Source organism: Pseudoxanthomonas yeongjuensis, assembly GCF_010093345.1.
Classification (GTDB): Bacteria; Pseudomonadota; Gammaproteobacteria; order Xanthomonadales; family Xanthomonadaceae; genus Pseudoxanthomonas_A; species Pseudoxanthomonas_A yeongjuensis.
Genome location: NZ_PDWT01000002.1, coordinates 554,410 through 570,041 on the forward strand (window position 1 = coordinate 554,410; position 15,632 = coordinate 570,041).

13 protein-coding genes are annotated in these 15,632 nt (G+C 66.5%); 7 read left to right on the forward strand and 6 right to left on the reverse strand.

Annotation, left to right across the window (positions count from 1 at the left end):
* The first annotated feature begins 498 nt into the window (after nt 1-498).
* The 5 genes from lipA to rarD all read left to right on the forward strand — a co-directional run bounded on the left by lipA (nt 499) and on the right by rarD (nt 6,998).
* Nucleotides 499-1,530, forward strand: coding sequence for a lipoyl synthase (lipA, locus tag CSC74_RS09520; RefSeq protein ID WP_162314198.1), 1,032 nt, complete (start codon nt 499-501; stop codon nt 1,528-1,530).
* Nucleotides 1,531-1,731: 201 nt separating this feature from the next.
* Nucleotides 1,732-3,921, forward strand: coding sequence for a carboxy terminal-processing peptidase (locus CSC74_RS09525; protein WP_162314199.1), 2,190 nt, complete (start codon nt 1,732-1,734; stop codon nt 3,919-3,921).
* A gap of 225 nt (nt 3,922-4,146) precedes the next feature.
* The gene (locus tag CSC74_RS09530) at nt 4,147-4,968 is read left to right on the forward strand and encodes a bifunctional transcriptional activator/DNA repair enzyme AdaA (RefSeq protein WP_162314200.1); all 822 of its coding nucleotides are present in this window, start codon (nt 4,147-4,149) and stop codon (nt 4,966-4,968) included.
* A 186-nt stretch (nt 4,969-5,154) separates the two neighbouring features.
* Entirely contained in the window at nt 5,155-6,078 is a 924-nt protein-coding gene (gene yedA, locus CSC74_RS09535) for a drug/metabolite exporter YedA (protein WP_162314201.1), read from the forward strand.
* Nucleotides 6,075-6,998 (forward strand): EamA family transporter RarD, encoded by a 924-nt coding sequence (rarD, locus tag CSC74_RS09540; RefSeq protein WP_162314202.1) that lies wholly within the window; start codon nt 6,075-6,077, stop codon nt 6,996-6,998. Before yedA ends, rarD begins: the two co-directional genes overlap by 4 nt.
* A 95-nt stretch (nt 6,999-7,093) precedes the next feature.
* Here rarD and CSC74_RS09545 read toward each other — a convergent pair whose 3' ends face one another.
* From CSC74_RS09545 to CSC74_RS09555, 3 genes are read right to left on the reverse strand one after another with little or no spacing between them, the layout of a single operon-like run.
* Nucleotides 7,094-7,663 carry a hypothetical protein gene (locus CSC74_RS09545; RefSeq protein WP_162314203.1) on the reverse strand — a complete coding sequence of 190 codons (570 nt, stop codon included), beginning with the start codon at nt 7,661-7,663 and terminating at the stop codon, nt 7,094-7,096.
* A gap of 10 nt (nt 7,664-7,673) precedes the next feature.
* The gene (locus CSC74_RS09550) at nt 7,674-9,863 is read right to left on the reverse strand and encodes a xanthine dehydrogenase family protein molybdopterin-binding subunit (RefSeq protein ID WP_162314204.1); all 2,190 of its coding nucleotides are present in this window, start codon (nt 9,861-9,863) and stop codon (nt 7,674-7,676) included.
* 51 nt (nt 9,864-9,914) lie between these two features.
* Nucleotides 9,915-10,370, reverse strand: coding sequence for a (2Fe-2S)-binding protein (locus tag CSC74_RS09555; protein ID WP_162314205.1), 456 nt, complete (start codon nt 10,368-10,370; stop codon nt 9,915-9,917).
* A 110-nt stretch (nt 10,371-10,480) separates the two neighbouring features.
* Here CSC74_RS09555 and CSC74_RS09560 point away from each other — a divergent pair, with 110 nt between their 5' ends.
* Together CSC74_RS09560 and CSC74_RS09565 are read left to right on the forward strand one after the other, a co-directional pair.
* A complete protein-coding gene (locus CSC74_RS09560; protein ID WP_246193110.1) occupies nt 10,481-11,428 on the forward strand; it encodes an XdhC family protein in 948 nt (315 codons plus the stop codon).
* Nucleotides 11,425-12,048, forward strand: a complete 624-nt coding sequence (locus tag CSC74_RS09565; RefSeq protein ID WP_162314207.1) for a nucleotidyltransferase family protein — start codon at nt 11,425-11,427, stop codon at nt 12,046-12,048. Before CSC74_RS09560 ends, CSC74_RS09565 begins: the two co-directional genes overlap by 4 nt.
* A gap of 3 nt (nt 12,049-12,051) precedes the next feature.
* Here the strand turns inward: CSC74_RS09565 and CSC74_RS09570 are convergent, their stop codons facing one another.
* The 3 genes from CSC74_RS09570 to CSC74_RS09580 all read right to left on the reverse strand — a co-directional run bounded on the left by CSC74_RS09570 (nt 12,052) and on the right by CSC74_RS09580 (nt 15,339).
* On the reverse strand, nt 12,052-13,362 hold the full coding sequence (locus CSC74_RS09570) for an ABC transporter permease (protein ID WP_162314208.1): 1,311 nt from the start codon (nt 13,360-13,362) through the stop codon (nt 12,052-12,054).
* Between the two features lie 10 nt (nt 13,363-13,372).
* Nucleotides 13,373-14,533 (reverse strand): ABC transporter permease, encoded by a 1,161-nt coding sequence (locus CSC74_RS09575; RefSeq protein ID WP_162314209.1) that lies wholly within the window; start codon nt 14,531-14,533, stop codon nt 13,373-13,375.
* Between the two features lie 116 nt (nt 14,534-14,649).
* Nucleotides 14,650-15,339 carry an ABC transporter ATP-binding protein gene (locus CSC74_RS09580; RefSeq protein WP_162314210.1) on the reverse strand — a complete coding sequence of 230 codons (690 nt, stop codon included), beginning with the start codon at nt 15,337-15,339 and terminating at the stop codon, nt 14,650-14,652.
* Nucleotides 15,340-15,632: the final 293 nt, after the last annotated feature.

The window sequence follows — 15,632 nt, forward strand, 5'->3', positions numbered from 1 at the left end:
CCTGTTCAGTTTTGTGCGCCATCACTCCGGCAGCCATGCGCCCGTACCGCCTCCTGGATTTCACGATGCGCAAACATCCAGTTGGCACAAGGGCTGTAACCGTTCTCACAAAATCGGCCTGAAAGCGCAGCTACTGAACCCTTGGGTACTGTTTTGCACTGCAGCGTGCATGAGCCGCGAGGCCTCCTTCACGATGCTCGCGCATCCCGACGTGGGGGAGGGAGCAAGCCCGCAACTGGCCTAGCCATTGCGGGCTTTTTTGTGGCTGTTTGAAACTCGTCTAACGCTTCCGTGATCGGAGGCTTGCGGGAGCGGCCGTAGGAGCGACGTGAGTCGCGAGCGTGATTCTTCCCTCTGGCCGGGCGCATCCGCCGATACGTCGTCGTGTCGCTGACCCTGTCGCGGCCCTTCCCGCACCGCGCGAAGGCTTGGGAGTGGATTCGGTCGCGACTCACGTCACTCCTACGTCCGCAGCGCCGGAGGGGCTAGAATTGCGGCATGAGCAACGATGCCAACGCCCGTCCGGTTTCCCCACGGGAAATCCCCCTGCAAGTAGTTACTTCCACCGGGCCGGCAGCCCCCTCGCTGGAAACCGGTGTGAAACAGATGGGCGGCGACAAGATCGCCCGTTCGCCGGTGCAGTTCCTCGATGCGCCGGTGCTGCGCAAGCCTTCCTGGATCCGGGTACGCATCCCCAGCGACGGTTCCGTGGCGCGGCTCAAGGCCAGGCTGCGGGAAAACCGCCTGGTCACGGTCTGCGAGGAAGCCAGCTGCCCCAACATCCACGAGTGTTTCAGCCACGGCACCGCCACCTTCATGATCCTGGGCGAGGTCTGCACCCGGCGCTGCTCGTTCTGCGACGTGGCCCACGGCCGTCCCAAGCCGCCCGATGCCGGCGAGCCGCTGAGCCTGGCCACCACCGTCGCCGACATGGGCCTGAAATACGTGGTGGTGACCTCGGTGGACCGCGACGACCTGCGCGATGGCGGCGCCCAGCATTTCGTCGATTGCATCGCCGCGATCCGCGAGCACTCGCCGAAGACCAGGATCGAGATCCTGACCCCCGACTTCCGCGGCAAGGGCCGCATGGACCGGGCCCTGGAAATCCTGGCGGCGAACCCGCCGGACGTGTTCAACCACAACATCGAGACCGTGCCGGACCTGTATTCCAACGTCCGCCCCGGTGCCGATTACCAGTGGTCGCTGACCTTGCTGCAGAAATTCAAGCAGCAGCATCCCGGGCTGCCGACCAAGTCCGGGATCATGCTCGGCCTGGGCGAAACCCTGGAGCAGGTCCAGGCCACCCTGCGCGACCTGCGCGCGCACGACGTGGACATGATCACCATCGGCCAGTACCTGCAGCCCACCGCCCACCACCACCCGGTGCTGCGCTACTGGACTCCGGACGAGTTCAAGGAACTGGAGCTGTACGGCAACGCGCTGGGCTTCAGCCACGTCGCCTCCGGCCCATTGGTGCGCTCCTCGTACCATGCCGATCGCCAGGCCATGGAAGCCGGCGTCGCTGGCTGAAGTCGCCGGCTGGATTGATGGCTGGAGTTATTGACTGAACAGGGTCCGTCCGCACGACGGCCGGCAAACGCGGTATTCACACCCGGTCGGCGCTGCGCGGCTAGTCTGCGGGTCAAGATGACAAGCTTGGCAACTTCCGGCACTGTCATCCGGTCCAAGCTTGTCGCAGTCTCCCTTTGCCCTCCAGGCCCGAGTAGTCGAATGAAATTGAAGACCCCCGCAATCGCCGTGCTTTCCCTGGCCCTGGTCGCCCCGCTGGCGCTGTTGGCCCGCGCCGACAGCGCCTCCCTGCCCGGCGCTTCCGCAACGCCGACCGCCGACCAGTCCACCACCTCGAAACTGGTCTACGGCCTGCTTTCCGACAGCCGCTACGCCTATCGCCCGCAGGCGCTGGACGATGCGCTGTCGCAGGACATCTTCAAGCGCTACCTGGAAGCGCTGGACGGCGGCAAGCAGTACTTCACCGCGGCCGATATCGAGAAATTCGGTCCGTACAAGACCGAACTGGACGACGCCATCCGCAGCGGCGAACTGGCCCCGGCCTACGACATCTTCGGCGTCTACAAGCAGCGCGTCGGCGAGCGCGTCGCCTATGCGCGCGCGCTGCTCAAGCAGGATTTCGACTTCACCGGCGACCAGCGCTGGGAATACGATCGCGAAAAGGCGCCGTGGGCCGCCAACGCGCAGGAGCTCGACGAGGTCTGGAAGAAGTCGGTGATGAACGACTGGCTGCGGCTGAAGCTGGCCGGGCAGAAGCCCGATGAGATCCGCAAGACCCTGGACAAGCGTTATGCGACCTACCAGCGCAGCGTCAACGAGTTGAAGAGCGAGGACGTGTTCCAGACCTTCCTCAACGGCTATTCCAGCGCGATCGATCCGCACACCGATTACTTCACCCCCAAGACCGCGGAGAACTTCAACCAGTCGATGTCGCTGTCGCTGGAAGGCATCGGCGCGCAACTGCAGCGCCAGGACGACATGGTGGTGATCCGCGAGATCATCCCCGGCGGCCCCGCCGACATGAACGGCAAACTCAAGGCCGGCGATCGCATCGTCGCGGTCGGGCAGGGCAAGTCCGGACCGATCACCGACGTGATCGGTTGGCGCATCGATGACGTGGTTGCGCTGATCCGTGGCAAGAAGGATACCCAGGTGCGCCTGGAATTCATCCCCGCGGCCAGCGGCGTCGACGGCAAGCACGCGCTGGTCACCATCACCCGGCAGAAGATCAAGCTGGAGGAGCAGGCGGCCAAGGCCGAAACCATCACCCTGCCGGCCGCGGACGGCGAACCGGAACGGCGCATCGGCGTGGTCAAGCTGCCGGCGTTCTACCAGGACTTCGAGGGTCGCCGGAAGAACCCGAACGACTACACCTCGGCCACCCGCGACATCGCCAAGCTGCTGGTCAAGTTCAAGGCGGAGAATGTCGACGGCGTGGTCATGGACCTGCGCAACAACGGCGGCGGTTCGCTGGACGAAGCGGTCGAACTGACCGGCCTGTTCATCGACAAGGGTCCGGTGGTGCAGGTACGCGAATCCGGCGGCCGCGTTACCGTCAACGCCGACACCAAGCCTGGCGTGGCCTGGGACGGCCCGCTGGCGGTGCTGACCAATCGCGGCTCGGCTTCGGCCTCGGAAATCTTCGCTGGCGCCATCCAGGACTACGGTCGCGGCCTGGTGATCGGCGAAACCACCTTCGGCAAGGGCACCGTGCAGAACATGGTCGACCTGGACCGCTGGCCGGCCAACGAGACCGCGCGCTTCGGCCAGGTCAAGCTGACCATCGCCCAGTTCTTCCGCGTGGCCGGCGGCAGCACCCAGCACAAGGGCGTGGTTCCCGACATCGCCTTCCCGGTCAGCGTCGACGCCACCGAGTACGGCGAGAGCACCTACGACAACGCCTTGCCGTGGACCAAGATCGCGGCGGTGCCGCACACCCAGTACGGCAACTTCGCCCCGCTGCTGCCGAAGCTGGAATCCCTGCATGCCGCACGCGTGGCCAACAACAAGGAATTCCAGTGGTGGTCGCAGGACGTGGCCGAATTCCGCGCCGAGGCGGCGAAGAAGTACGTGTCGCTGAACGAGGCCGAACGTCGCGCCGAACGCGACAAGCAGGAAGCCCAGCGCAAGCAGCGCCAGGCCGAACGCAAGGAATTGGGCTTGCCGCTCGACCCGTTGGCCAACGATGCGGCCGACGACGGCCTGGGCGCCAACGAGCGCGACATCGTCAAGGACGCGGCGCGCGAGAAACTGGCCGACAAGCGCCCGGATCCGTTGCTGCGCGAATCGGCTGCGATCCTCGGCGACGCCATCGACGTGCTCGGCCATGACCGCACGCTGTCGGCGCAGGTGCTGCCGGAATCGACCATGCCGGGAAGCTGGGCGGATTAGCAGTTTCCTTCTCCCTCCGGGAGAAGGTGCCCGAATAGCCTGCCCCCGAATGCTCTAGTCGGGGGACGGATGAGGGAAAGGGCTTTCAGGTAGTACTGAATCCTCCAAAGCGCGTCATTCTCCCTCCCTCATCCGTCGCTACGCGCCACCTTCTCCCGATGGGAGAAGGAAGCAACAGCAAGAATCGGATAGCGGGCGCCCAGTACGCCCGCTACGCTTTGGGCCATGACAAACCAGGATCAAAAACTCGAACGCGCCCGCGCCCTGCTCGACGGCGGCGAACCCACGCTGGACGAACTCGCCGCCGCGGTCGGCCTCAGCGCCTCGCACCTGCAACGCAAGTTCCAGGCGCGTTACGGGATCAGTCCCGCCGAATACCTCGCGCAGAAGAAACTCGGCGCGTTGAAATCCGGGCTGCGCGCGGGCCATGACGTCAGCGCCGCGCTTTACGACGCCGGCTACGGATCGCCTTCCCGTGTCTACGAGCAAGGTGCGGCGAAGCTCGGCATGACCCCGGCCACGTATCGCGCCGGTGGTGAAGGCATGGAGATCCGCTGGTCGCTGGTCGGGACCGTGCTCGGCAACGCGCTGGTCGCGGCGACCGAACGCGGCATCTGTGCGGTCGAGCTGGGTGAGGATGGGGCCGTGCTGGAACAGCGCCTGCGCGAGGAATTCCCGCGTGCGAATCTCCAGCGCGTGGACGCGGGCAACGACGACTTCCTCGCCCCGCGTCTGCGCGCGGTGGCCGAACGCCTGTCCGGCCTGGACAGCGAAGTGCCGGTGGACCTGATGGGCACCGCGTTCCAGAAACGCGTGTGGGATGCGCTGATGAAGATTCCGGTCGGCCAGACCCGCAGTTACGCCGAACTCGCCGACGCGCTGGGCGCGCCGAAGGCGGCGCGCGCGGTGGCCAGTGCCTGCGCCCACAACCGGATCGCGGTCGTGGTGCCCTGCCACCGCATCATCCGCGGCGATGGCTCGCTGGGCGGTTATCGATGGGGCCTGCCGATCAAACAGGCGCTGCTGGAACGCGAACGCGCCGCGTGAACGTAGGAGCGGGCCTTGCCCGCGATGCTCTTCGGCAAATCGCGAAGAGCATCGCGCCCAAGGGGCGCTCCTACACGATTGCGGCTTGAGCGTTGCGCAAGCTGGCGTTCGAGGAATTTCAATGCGCGGAGCCGGCTGCGCGGCAGACGCGGGGTTACAATGACGCCCTGACTGTCGGGTATCCCCATGACCTCCCCCATTTCCCCTGTGGCCGCCCCGGCGCGCGGCCTGTCCGTCGTCGTTGCCCTCGCTGCCGTCTACCTGATCTGGGGTTCCACCTACCTCGGCATCCGCTTCGCCCTGGAGGGCGGCTATCCGCCGCTGCTGATGGCCGGCGGCCGCTTCCTGCTGGCCGGTTCGATGATGTACCTGGTCCTGCGCAGGCGCGGCGAATCCGCGCCGACGCGCGGGCAATGGAAAAACCTGGCCTTGATGGGCCTGTTGATGATGGTCCTGGGCAACGGCATGGTCAGTATCGCCGAACAATGGGTGTCCTCGGGCCTGGCCGCGGTGGCGGTCGCCTCGACGCCGCTGTGGATGGGCCTGTTCTCGCTGGCGCGCGGGCAGCGCCCCAGCGGGCTGGAATGGGTCGGCATCGGCATCGGTTTCGTCGGCGTGCTCTGGCTCAACGCCGGCAGCACGTTGTCGGCCAGCCCGGCCGGGCTGGTGGCGCTGCTGATCGCACCGATCGCCTGGGCGTTCGGTTCGATCTGGAGCAAGGGTCGCGACCTGCCCACGCCCTTCATGTCCGCGGCCGGGCAGATGATCACCGGCGGCGTGATGATGCTGGTCGCGGGCTTCGCCACCGGCGAAAGCTTCGCCGCGCTGCCGACGCTGAAGGGCACGCTTGCCGTGGCCTATCTGATCCCCTTCGGTTCGATCATCGGCTTCACCGCCTATGTCTGGCTGCTGCACCATGTGCGCCCGACCCTGGCCGGCAGCTACGCCTACATCAATCCGGCGATCGCGGTGATGCTGGGCGCGTGGCTGGCGGCGGAACACTTCACCTCGCACGATCTGGGCGCGATGGCGGTGATCCTGCTCGGCGTGATCGCGATCACCCTGGGCAAGGGGCGCGCGCCGAAGGCCGCAGCGGAGGCGACTTCATGACGACCGCACGGCTCGACCGCGGCGGCCTGTGGATGGCCGCCGGCTCGTTCGTGATCTGGGGCCTGATGCCGTTGTACTGGCACCTGCTGAAGACAGTGCCGTCGCTGCAGATCGTGATGCACCGGATCGTGTGGAGCGCCCTGCTGGTGGTCGGCGGCCTGTGCCTGACCCAGGGCCTGCACTGGCTGCGCAAGGCCGTGGCGCAGCCGCGCGTGGCGTGGATGCTGGCCCTCAGCGGGGTGCTGATCGCCTTCAACTGGGGCCTGTACATCTGGGCGGTCAATGCCGGCCATGTGGTGGAAACCAGCCTGGGCTATTTCATCAATCCGCTGCTCAACGTGGTCCTGGGCGTGTTGCTGCTGCGCGAACGCCTGTCGCTGGCGCAATGGCTGGCCGTGGCGGTGGCCGCCGCGGGTGTGCTGTGGCTGACCTTCAACTACGGCAGCTTCCCGTGGATCGCGCTGTCGCTGGCCGCCTCGTTCGGCTTCTACGGCTTCATCCGCAAGCTGGCGGTGGTCGATTCGATCCCCGGGCTGGCGATCGAAAGCCTGTACCTGTTCCTGCCCGCAGTGGCCGCATTGGCGTGGGTGGAAATGAATGGCAATGGCGGGTTCGTCGGCAGTTGGGGCTGGCAGGTCGATGCATTGCTGGTTTTCGGCGGCGCCTTGACCGCGGTGCCGCTGATCGGGTTTTCCTACGCGGTGCGGCGCGTGCCGTATTCGGTGATCGGCTTCATGCAATACATCGCGCCGACCCTGCAGTTGCTGATCGGCGTGCTGGTGTTCGGCGAAGTCTTCGACCGCGCACGCGCGATCGGCTTCGGTTTCATCTGGGTCGGGCTGCTGATCTTCGCCGTCGACGGCGTGTGGCGTTCGCGGCGCAGGCCGGCGTGCCTGCCGGTGGCGGAAGGGCTGGAGTAGATCTTGTCCCCCAAGGGGACTTCCTTCGATGCGTAGAGCCGAGCTTGCTCGGCTGCACTCCGCGATGAATCAAAAGCAGCCGAGCAAGCTCGGCTCTACGAGCCGGGGCAGGGACCGCCGGCATCCGCCCACAGCTTGAACGCAGCGACGAACTGGTCATGCGCTACCGGCACCGGCAGGCGCCCATTGCCCGGATCCCAGCCCCACAACACCAGCTTGTCTTCGCTGACGTGCTTGAGCAGGGCGGGGAAGTCGCGGTCGCCGTTGCTCTTCCTGTTCTTGATCATCGCGCACAGCTGCGCGGCCGGCAGTCCGATCCACGCCATCTTGTGTTCCGGCGGCGGCAGCGCCCAGTGCGGCGCGCCCGGCGGCGCGTGCGGGCCGTAACTGGCCGGCGGGTTGGCTTCGGCGTGGCAGGTCGCGCAGGGCAGTCCGAGCGCGCCCTTTCCTTCAGGGCCGCGCACAACACCCATCTGGTGCGGCGTCTGCGCATCGAACTGCAACGGTGAATCGCCCGGGATATGGCAGTTGCTGCAGCGTGGGTGCTGGAAGACTTTTTCGACCGTGGCGAAGGCTTCGACGGCCTTGGCCTTCTGTTCCGGGCTGACGCGTGGGCCGCAGGCGGCGAGGGAAAGGACAAGAAGGCTGGCGGACAGGATGCGCATCGTCGTCTCCTCAAGCCTTGGCCGGGGTTGCAGCTTGCGCTGCGAGTTGGAACGGAAGTTCGCGCAGGCGTTGTCCGTTCAACGCGAACAGGGCATTGGCCACCGCCGGTGCGATCGGCGGGGTGCCGGGCTCGCCGACGCCGCCGGATTTCTCGGTGCTCGGCACGATGTGCACTTCCACCGCCGGCATCTCGCTCATGCGCAGTACCTGGTAGTCGTGGTAGTTGGATTCCTGCACGCGGCCGTCCTTGAAGGTGATGCGGCTGTGCAGCGCGGCGCCGAGGCCGAAGGCGATGCCCGATTCGATCTGCGCGGCGATGCCGGCCGGATTGATGGCCACCCCGCAGTCGACCGCGCAGACCACGCGGTGCACGCGGATCGTTCCATTCTCGACCGACACTTCCGCCACCTGTGCGATGAAACTGCCGAAGGATTCGTGCACGGCCACCCCGCGTGCGCGGCCTTTTTCCAACGGGCCACCCCAACCGGCTTTCTCCGCCACCAGGTTCAACACGCCCAGGTGGCGTGTGTGATCGGCGAGCAGGCCGCGACGGTATTCCACCGGATCCTTGCCGGCCGCATGCGCAAGCTCGTCGACCAGGCTTTCCATGGCGAACGCGGTGTGGCTGTGCCCGACCGAACGCCACCACAGCACGGGAATGCCGGGTCTCGGCGAATGCAGGCCGACGCGATGGTCGGGGACGTCCTTGAGGTAGGGAGAATCGGCGACGCCTTCGGTCGACGTTGCGTCGATGCCGTTCTTGACCATCATCGGTTCGAAGAACGTGCCGGCGATGATCGACTGGCCGGCGATCACGTGCTGCCACGCGATCGGCTTGCCGTCCGCATCCAGCCCCACTTTCGCCTTGTGCACGAACGCGGGGCGGTAGAAGCCTCCGCGCACGTCGTCCTCGCGGCTCCATACGGTTTTCACCGGCGCGTTGGCGGCCTTCGCGATGTGCACGGCTTCGAACACGACGTCGGGCGACGGATTGGCGCGACGGCCGAAACCGCCACCCAGGAAAGCGGTGTGGACGAAGACCTGCTCGGGCTTGAGTCCGGTGATTTCCGCCGCGGTCTTCTGTTCCAGCGTCTGGAACTGGGTGCCGATCCACAGCTCGCATTTGTCCGGCGAAATCTTCACCGTGCAGTTCAGCGGCTCCATCGGCGCATGCGCCAGGTAGGGAAGGGCGTATTCGGCTTCGACGGTCTTCGCGGCCTTCGCCAGTGCGGCAGCGACGTCGCCCGCTTGCGAAGCCGGAAGTCCGGGCGTGCCGGCAAGCTCGGTGAACTGCGCGCGCAGCGTCGTGCTGTCCAGTGCCGCGTTCGGCCCCAGGTCCCATTCGACCTTCAACGCATCGCGTCCCTGTTTCGCCGCCCAGTAATGGTCGGCGATCACCGCCACGCCCGTTGGAATCCGCACCACGTTGCGCACGCCGGCGACTGCTTTTGCTGCGGTCGCGTCGAACGACTTGACCTTGCCGCCGAACACCGGCGAGCGCGCGACCACGGCGGTCAGCAGGCCCTCGAACTGCACGTCCATGCCGAACTGCGCGCGGCCGGTGATCTTCTCCGGCGAATCCAGGCGCTTGGTCGCCTTGCCGATGATCTTCCAGTCCTTGGGATCCTTGAGCGTGATCGTGGCCGCATCCGGCGCGTTCAACTTGCCGGCGGCGTCGGCGAGCGCGCCATAACGCACGCGTTGCTTGCCGGCGATGGCTTCGCCGTTTTCGGTGCGGACTTCCGCGACCGGTACCTTGAAGTGCGCGGCCGCGGCCTGCAACAGCATCGCGCGCGCCGCGGCGCCGGCTTGCCGGTAACGATCGAATTCGGACCAGGTACTGGTCGAGCCGCCGGTGCCCTGCATGCCGAACACCGGACTGAAGTACGCCGGCGCCGCCGGCGCATGCTCCACCTTGATCTTCGACCAGTCCGCGTCCAGTTCCTCGGCGATCAGCATCGGCAGCGCGGTCCAGACGCCCTGGCCCATTTCCGAGTGCGACAGCAGCACGGTCACGCTGTCGTCGTTGCCGATGCGCAGGAAGGCGTTGGGCGCGAAGCTGGCGACGGCGGCGGCCGCCGCCGGTTGCGCCGACAGGCGTCTGGCGCCCGGAATGACGAAGCCGATGACCAGCCCGCCGCCGACGAGTGCGCCGGCCTTGAGGAACTGGCGGCGGGAATTATTGGTTTCTGCGTTCACGGTGGATCTCCGTCGAACTCGAATATGGCCGCCAGCGGCGGATGGAACGGATCAACCCTTGCCCAGCTCCGCGGCGCGATGCACCGCCGCGCGGATGCGCGGATAGGTGCCGCAACGGCAGATGTTGCCGGACAGTGCCTGGTCGATATCGGTATCGGTGGGCTTGGGGATCACCGCCAGCAGCGCCACCGCGGACATGATCTGTCCCGACTGGCAGTAACCGCACTGGACCACGTCCAGTTCCGCCCAGGCCTGCTGCACCGGATGCCGGCCGTCGGCGGACAGGCCTTCGATGGTGGCGATCTTCTTGCCTGCCACCGCGGACACCGGCGTGACGCACGAACGCAGCGGCGCGCCGTCGACGTGCACGGTGCAGGCGCCGCACTGGGCGATGCCGCAGCCGAACTTGGTGCCGGTGAGGCTCATCAGGTCGCGCAGGACCCAGAGCAGGGGCATATCCGCAGGCGCGGCGACTTCGCGCTCGGTACCGTTGACGTGCAGCTTCATGGGAGTTCCCGGGCGTTGGCTGGGGTGAACGGACGTTACTCCTGCCATGGCGGGTTGCCAACCATGCGCGCATTGGTCCATCGTCTGACCGAATGGGCAGCCATCGTCACGTGCTTGAAACATCCGCCGCCGCGCACCAGCTTGGGGAATCGGCTGCGCTGGCGGTCGTGGTCGATACCGAAGGCTCCACCTATGTCCGGCCCGGCGCGATGGCCTTGTTCGGCGCCAATACGGGACAAGTGGGCTGGTTGAGTGGCGGCTGCCTGGAACCGGAGATCGGGAAACGCGCGCGCATCGCTGCCGCGCAATCGCGCATCCAATGGATGGACATAGACACTCGCGACGACGAAGACCTGATCGCGGGTTCCGCGCTCGGTTGCCGCGGTCGCCTGCATCTTGCGTTGTTGCCGCTGGCTGCGCTGGCCGGATGGCCGCACTTGATCGAAGCATGGCTGCAGCGGCGCGGGCCCTTGCGGTTGTCGTTATCTATCCAGGGCGATCTGCAGGTCGAAGTGGGCGAACTGCGGCAACGCTGGCGGATCGAGTGCGCGCCAATGGAAGGATCCGGCGCAGCGGAGGATTCGTGGCGGATCGAGATCGCGCCGCCGCCGGCACTGGTGGTGTTCGGCGCGGGACCGGAAACGCCGACCTTGCTGCCGCTGCTGCGCGGCCTGGGCTGGATGACGACGCTGGTGGAGCGCCGCGCGCGCTGGCTGGCGCAGGCGCAATACGCCGACGCCGGCCTGGAAACCACGGCGGGATTCGCGCGGTCGCACTCGGGAGCGCAAGCCTTCGATGCCGCCCTGGTGATGAACCACAATTTCGAACTGGATCGTGAGGCGCTGCTGGAATTGGCCGCGTCCGCCATCCCGTTCGTGGGCCTGCTGGGGCCGGTGCGCAGGCGCGAGGATCTGTTCCGGGTGCTGCCGCCGGCGGCCCGCGAGGCGTTATCGTCGCGGCTGCATTCGCCGGTCGGCCTGAAGCTGGGCGGGCAGGGACCGGAGGCGATCGCCTTGAGCATCGCAGCGCAATTGCAGGTCCACCGCTTCCCGCAATGACCATCAAGAATCCGCATGTCGCCATCGTGCTCGCCGCAGGCGGCAGCCGGCGCCTGGGGCGCGCCAAGCAGCTGCTGACCCGCGATGGGGAAACGCTGGTGCGTCGCGCGGTGCGGCTTGCCGCCGCCACCCGTCCGCTGCGGTTGTTGCTGGTGACCGGTGCGTATGCCGGCCAGGTGCGCGCTGCGGTGGCTGGCCTCGAGCTCGAAACGGTTTCCAACGCGGGCTGGGAGGAGGGCCTCGCCGGCAGCCTGCGCGTGGCCGCGTCCGCGCTCGCGGCCAGCGACGCGCCCTGCCTGGTCCTGGGTTGCGATCAACCCGCGCTGGACCAGGACCATCTGCGACGATTGCTGGAAGGAGCCGCGTCGGCTGCTGCAGGATGTTCGGCGACATCGCACGGAAATGCGCCCGGCATTCCCGCCGTGGTGACTGCGGCGTTATTGAGGGAAGCGCGGAATCTCGATGGCGATCGCGGCCTGCGCGCGTCGCTGCGGCATCTGCCGGCGGAAGCGATCCATCTTCTCGAGGCGCCTGAGCTCCGGTTCGACCTGGACACGCCTGCAGACGTGGAGAAGGCCATCATCGATGGCCTTCTCGATCCGCTCCTGGACGCCGGATAGCAGTCAGGTCGCGCGCAGCGCCACCGTCACCGGCAAGCGCGCCGCACGCAGCGCCGGGAACAATCCGCCGACCAGGCCGATGCCCAGCGCCCACTTCAGGCCGCTCCACAGCAGCTCGGGCGAAACCTTGAACTGGAACACCACCTGGCTGAAGTTCGCGCCCAGCGTGGCCACGCTGTAGCCGTTGAAGACGGCCCAGGCGATGAATCCGCCCAGCACCCCGCCCAGCAACGCCAGCAGCATGGTTTCCAGCATCACCGCCATCACCACCGGGGTGCCGCGGAAGCCGATCGCGCGCATGGTCGCGATTTCGCGCGCGCGCCCGGCCACTGCCGCATACATGGTGTTCAACGCGCCGAACACCGCGCCGATGGCCATGATCGCGCCGATCACCGTGCCCAGCGCCTTGATCACCTTGGTCAGTCCCTCGGATTGCTTGCTGTAGTAATCGCGGGTGGTCAACGCATCCAGTTTCAGGCGCGGGTCGGCGGCCAGCGCGGCGGTCAGTTCCTTGAAGCCGGCCTTGCCGTTCACGCCCACCGTCACCGACTGGTAGGCGCGGCGATCGTAGGCCGAGGACAGGGTCTCGATGTCCGTCCACAGCTCCGAGTCGTGCGCGTCGCCCGAAGCGAACACGCCGACCACCGTCCACGCCTGGTTGCCGAGCTTGACCTGCTTGCCGATGTCGAGGCCGCGATACTGCTTCTTCGCGCCCTGGCCGACCACCAGTTCGCGCACGCCTACGTTGAACTTGCGGCCTTCGGTGATCCTGATCTGCGGGCGGATCGCCCAGGCCTCCTCGCTGACGCCGCGGAACTGCGCATTCGCATCTTCGCCACTGCTCGCGGTCGGCAGGTTGACCACCTGCGACAGCTCCGGCGAAATGATCGCGCGGCCCTTGGCGTCCTTGCGCAGCCCGGCCAGCGTGGCGATCAACGGCACCTGGTCGCGGGTGATGACCGAGTTGGTCTCGGCCTGCGAACCGCCGCGCAGGATGATCGCGGTGTCGTCGTTGCCGGTCTGCTTGAGCGTGGCGGAAAAGCCTTCGCCCATCGCCAGCATCGCCACCAGCACGCCGACCACGCCGGCGATGCCTACGATAATGACCGACGAGGCGCCCCAGCGTTGCGGCAGGCTGGCGATGCCGATGCGCGCGGCGGCCAGCGCGAGCCGTCCGCTGCGGGTCAGCAAAAGCCAAAGTGCGAGCGCTACCGCCACTGCGGCCACGCCGTACCACGGCAGCATGATCCAGACCACCAGGCCCACGATCAGCAACAGGAGGGAGAGCGCATTCCAAAGCCATTTGTTCTTCATGTCGTGCTCCTTATCGGCCAGCCAGCGCGTCGACGATCTTCAGGCGCATCGCCCGCATCGCGGGCAACGCTCCCACCACCAGGCCGATGCCCAGCATCAGCGCCAATCCCACCAGCCAGGTTTCCCTGGGGATGCCGGGCAGGTTCAACATGCCGCCGCTCATCGCGCTGACCACCGGGATGATGATCGCGGCCAGGCCCAGGCCGATCATCCCGCCGAGCACGATCAGCAGCACCGATTCCACCAGTACCAGGGTCAGCACGGTGCCGTTGGTGAAACCCAGGGTCTTCAGTACCGCCAGTTCGGGGATGCGGTCGCGCACCGCCTGCGACATGGTGTTGCCGGTCAGCAGCAACAGGGTGAAGAACACCGCGGCCATGATCGCGGTGACGATCAGGCCGATGTCGGCGAACTGCTTGGCGAAGGACTGGTTGAAGGCCTGCTCGGTCTGGGCCTTGGTCTCGTGGTCGGAGTTCTGCGAGATCGCATCGATCGCCTTGGCCACGCGGGTGGCGTGGTCCACGTTGTCCAGCTTGACCATGTACCAGCCGACCATGCCGCTGGTGTACTGGTTGGCCTCGTCGAAGTATTTCCAGTGGAAGACCAGCTGGTTCTCTTCGCCCTTGCGCTTGCTGTCGGCGAGCTTGAAGGTGCCGCTGAGCTTCAGCGGCCAGGCGTTGCTGCCGTCCTTCTGCGGGAAGATCGTGGCCTGCAGCGGGATGGTGTCGCCGACCTTCCACTTGAAGCGCTTGGCCAGCGCTTCGCCGACGATGGCGCCGGTGCGGTCGGCCTGCCAGGCCTTCAGCTGGGCCGGATCGATGATGTATTCGGGATACATCTCGAAGTAGTCGGGGCCGACCGAGAAGTTGGGGAAGAAGTTCTTCGGATCCTGGTAGATGCCGCCGAACCAGGCCGCGTACGCGGTCTTCTTCACGCCCGGCGTGGACTGGATCTGCGGCAGCAGGCTGTAGGGCAGCATCTGCGTGATCGACAGGCGCGAGGCGACCACCAGGCGATCGGCGCCGGCGACGCTGCCGCCGCTGTTGAAGGCTACGCGCACCGAGTCCAGCAATCCGAACAGCAGGAACGCGGCCACCACCGACAGCAGGGTCAGGAAGGTGCGCGTCTTGCTGCGGAACAGCGCGGACCAGATCAGGGAGAAATATTTCATGCGGATCTCCGGGGGGCGAGGGCAGAGGAACGAGGGCAGAGGAACGAGGAACGAGTAGCGAGTAGCGAGTAGCGAGTAGTGACTCGTTCCTCGTTCCTACCTACTCGTTCCTTGCTTCAATGCGCCGCCGGTGTATCGGTCAGTTCGCCCTTGTCCAGGTGGATGGTGTGGGTCGCGTACTCGGCGGCCTTCGGGTCGTGGGTGACCATGATGATGGTCTTGCCGTGTTCCTTGTTCAGCAGCTGCAGCAGGCCCAGCACTTCCTCGGCCGAGTGCCGGTCCAGGTCGCCGGTCGGTTCGTCGCAGATCAGGAAGGTCGGGTCGGAAACGATGGCGCGGGCGATGGCCACGCGTTGCTGCTGGCCGCCGGACAGTTCGTTGGGCCGGTGCGAGCCGCGGTCGGCCAGGCCCACCAGCTGCAGCGCGATCTCGGCATTGCGCTTGCGCTGCGCGCCGCCGAGCTTGGTCAGCAGCAACGGCAATTCGACGTTCTTCTGCGCGGTCAGGGTGGGCATCAGGTTGTAGAACTGGAACACGAAGCCGACATGCTGGCTGCGCCAGTGGGCCAGCTGGCCGTCGCTGAAGCTGTCGATGCGCTCGCCCTCGATCTCGATCTCGCCGCCGCTGGGCGTGTCCAGCCCGCCGATGAGGTTGAGCAGGGTGGTCTTGCCCGAGCCCGACGGACCCATCAGGGCGACGAAGTCGCCGCGCGGGATCTCGAGGTCCAGGCCATGCAGCACGGCGACTTTCTCGGGGCCGCGCTGGTAGGTCTTGCTGAGGTTGCGGATGGAGACCAGTGAGGACATGTGCGTTTTCCTTCGACTCGGTTGGATGTTTCGGCCGTCATCCCAGCGAACGCCGGGATCCATCTTGATGTTGCTTCTGCTTCTGGTCTTGCCTCCTCCCTTGCGCGCAGCGCAGGGGAGGATTGAGGAGGGGTGCATTTGATCTTGCTTTTGATCCTGCTTTTGGTCTTGCTCTGGTTCTTCGCTCGTCGTCCCCGCGAAGGCGGGGATCCAGTGTCTTTGCTTTGTAAAGCGCTTGAAGTCGCTGGATCCCCGCTTTCGCGGGGATGACGTCCTGGTGATTCAATCATTCC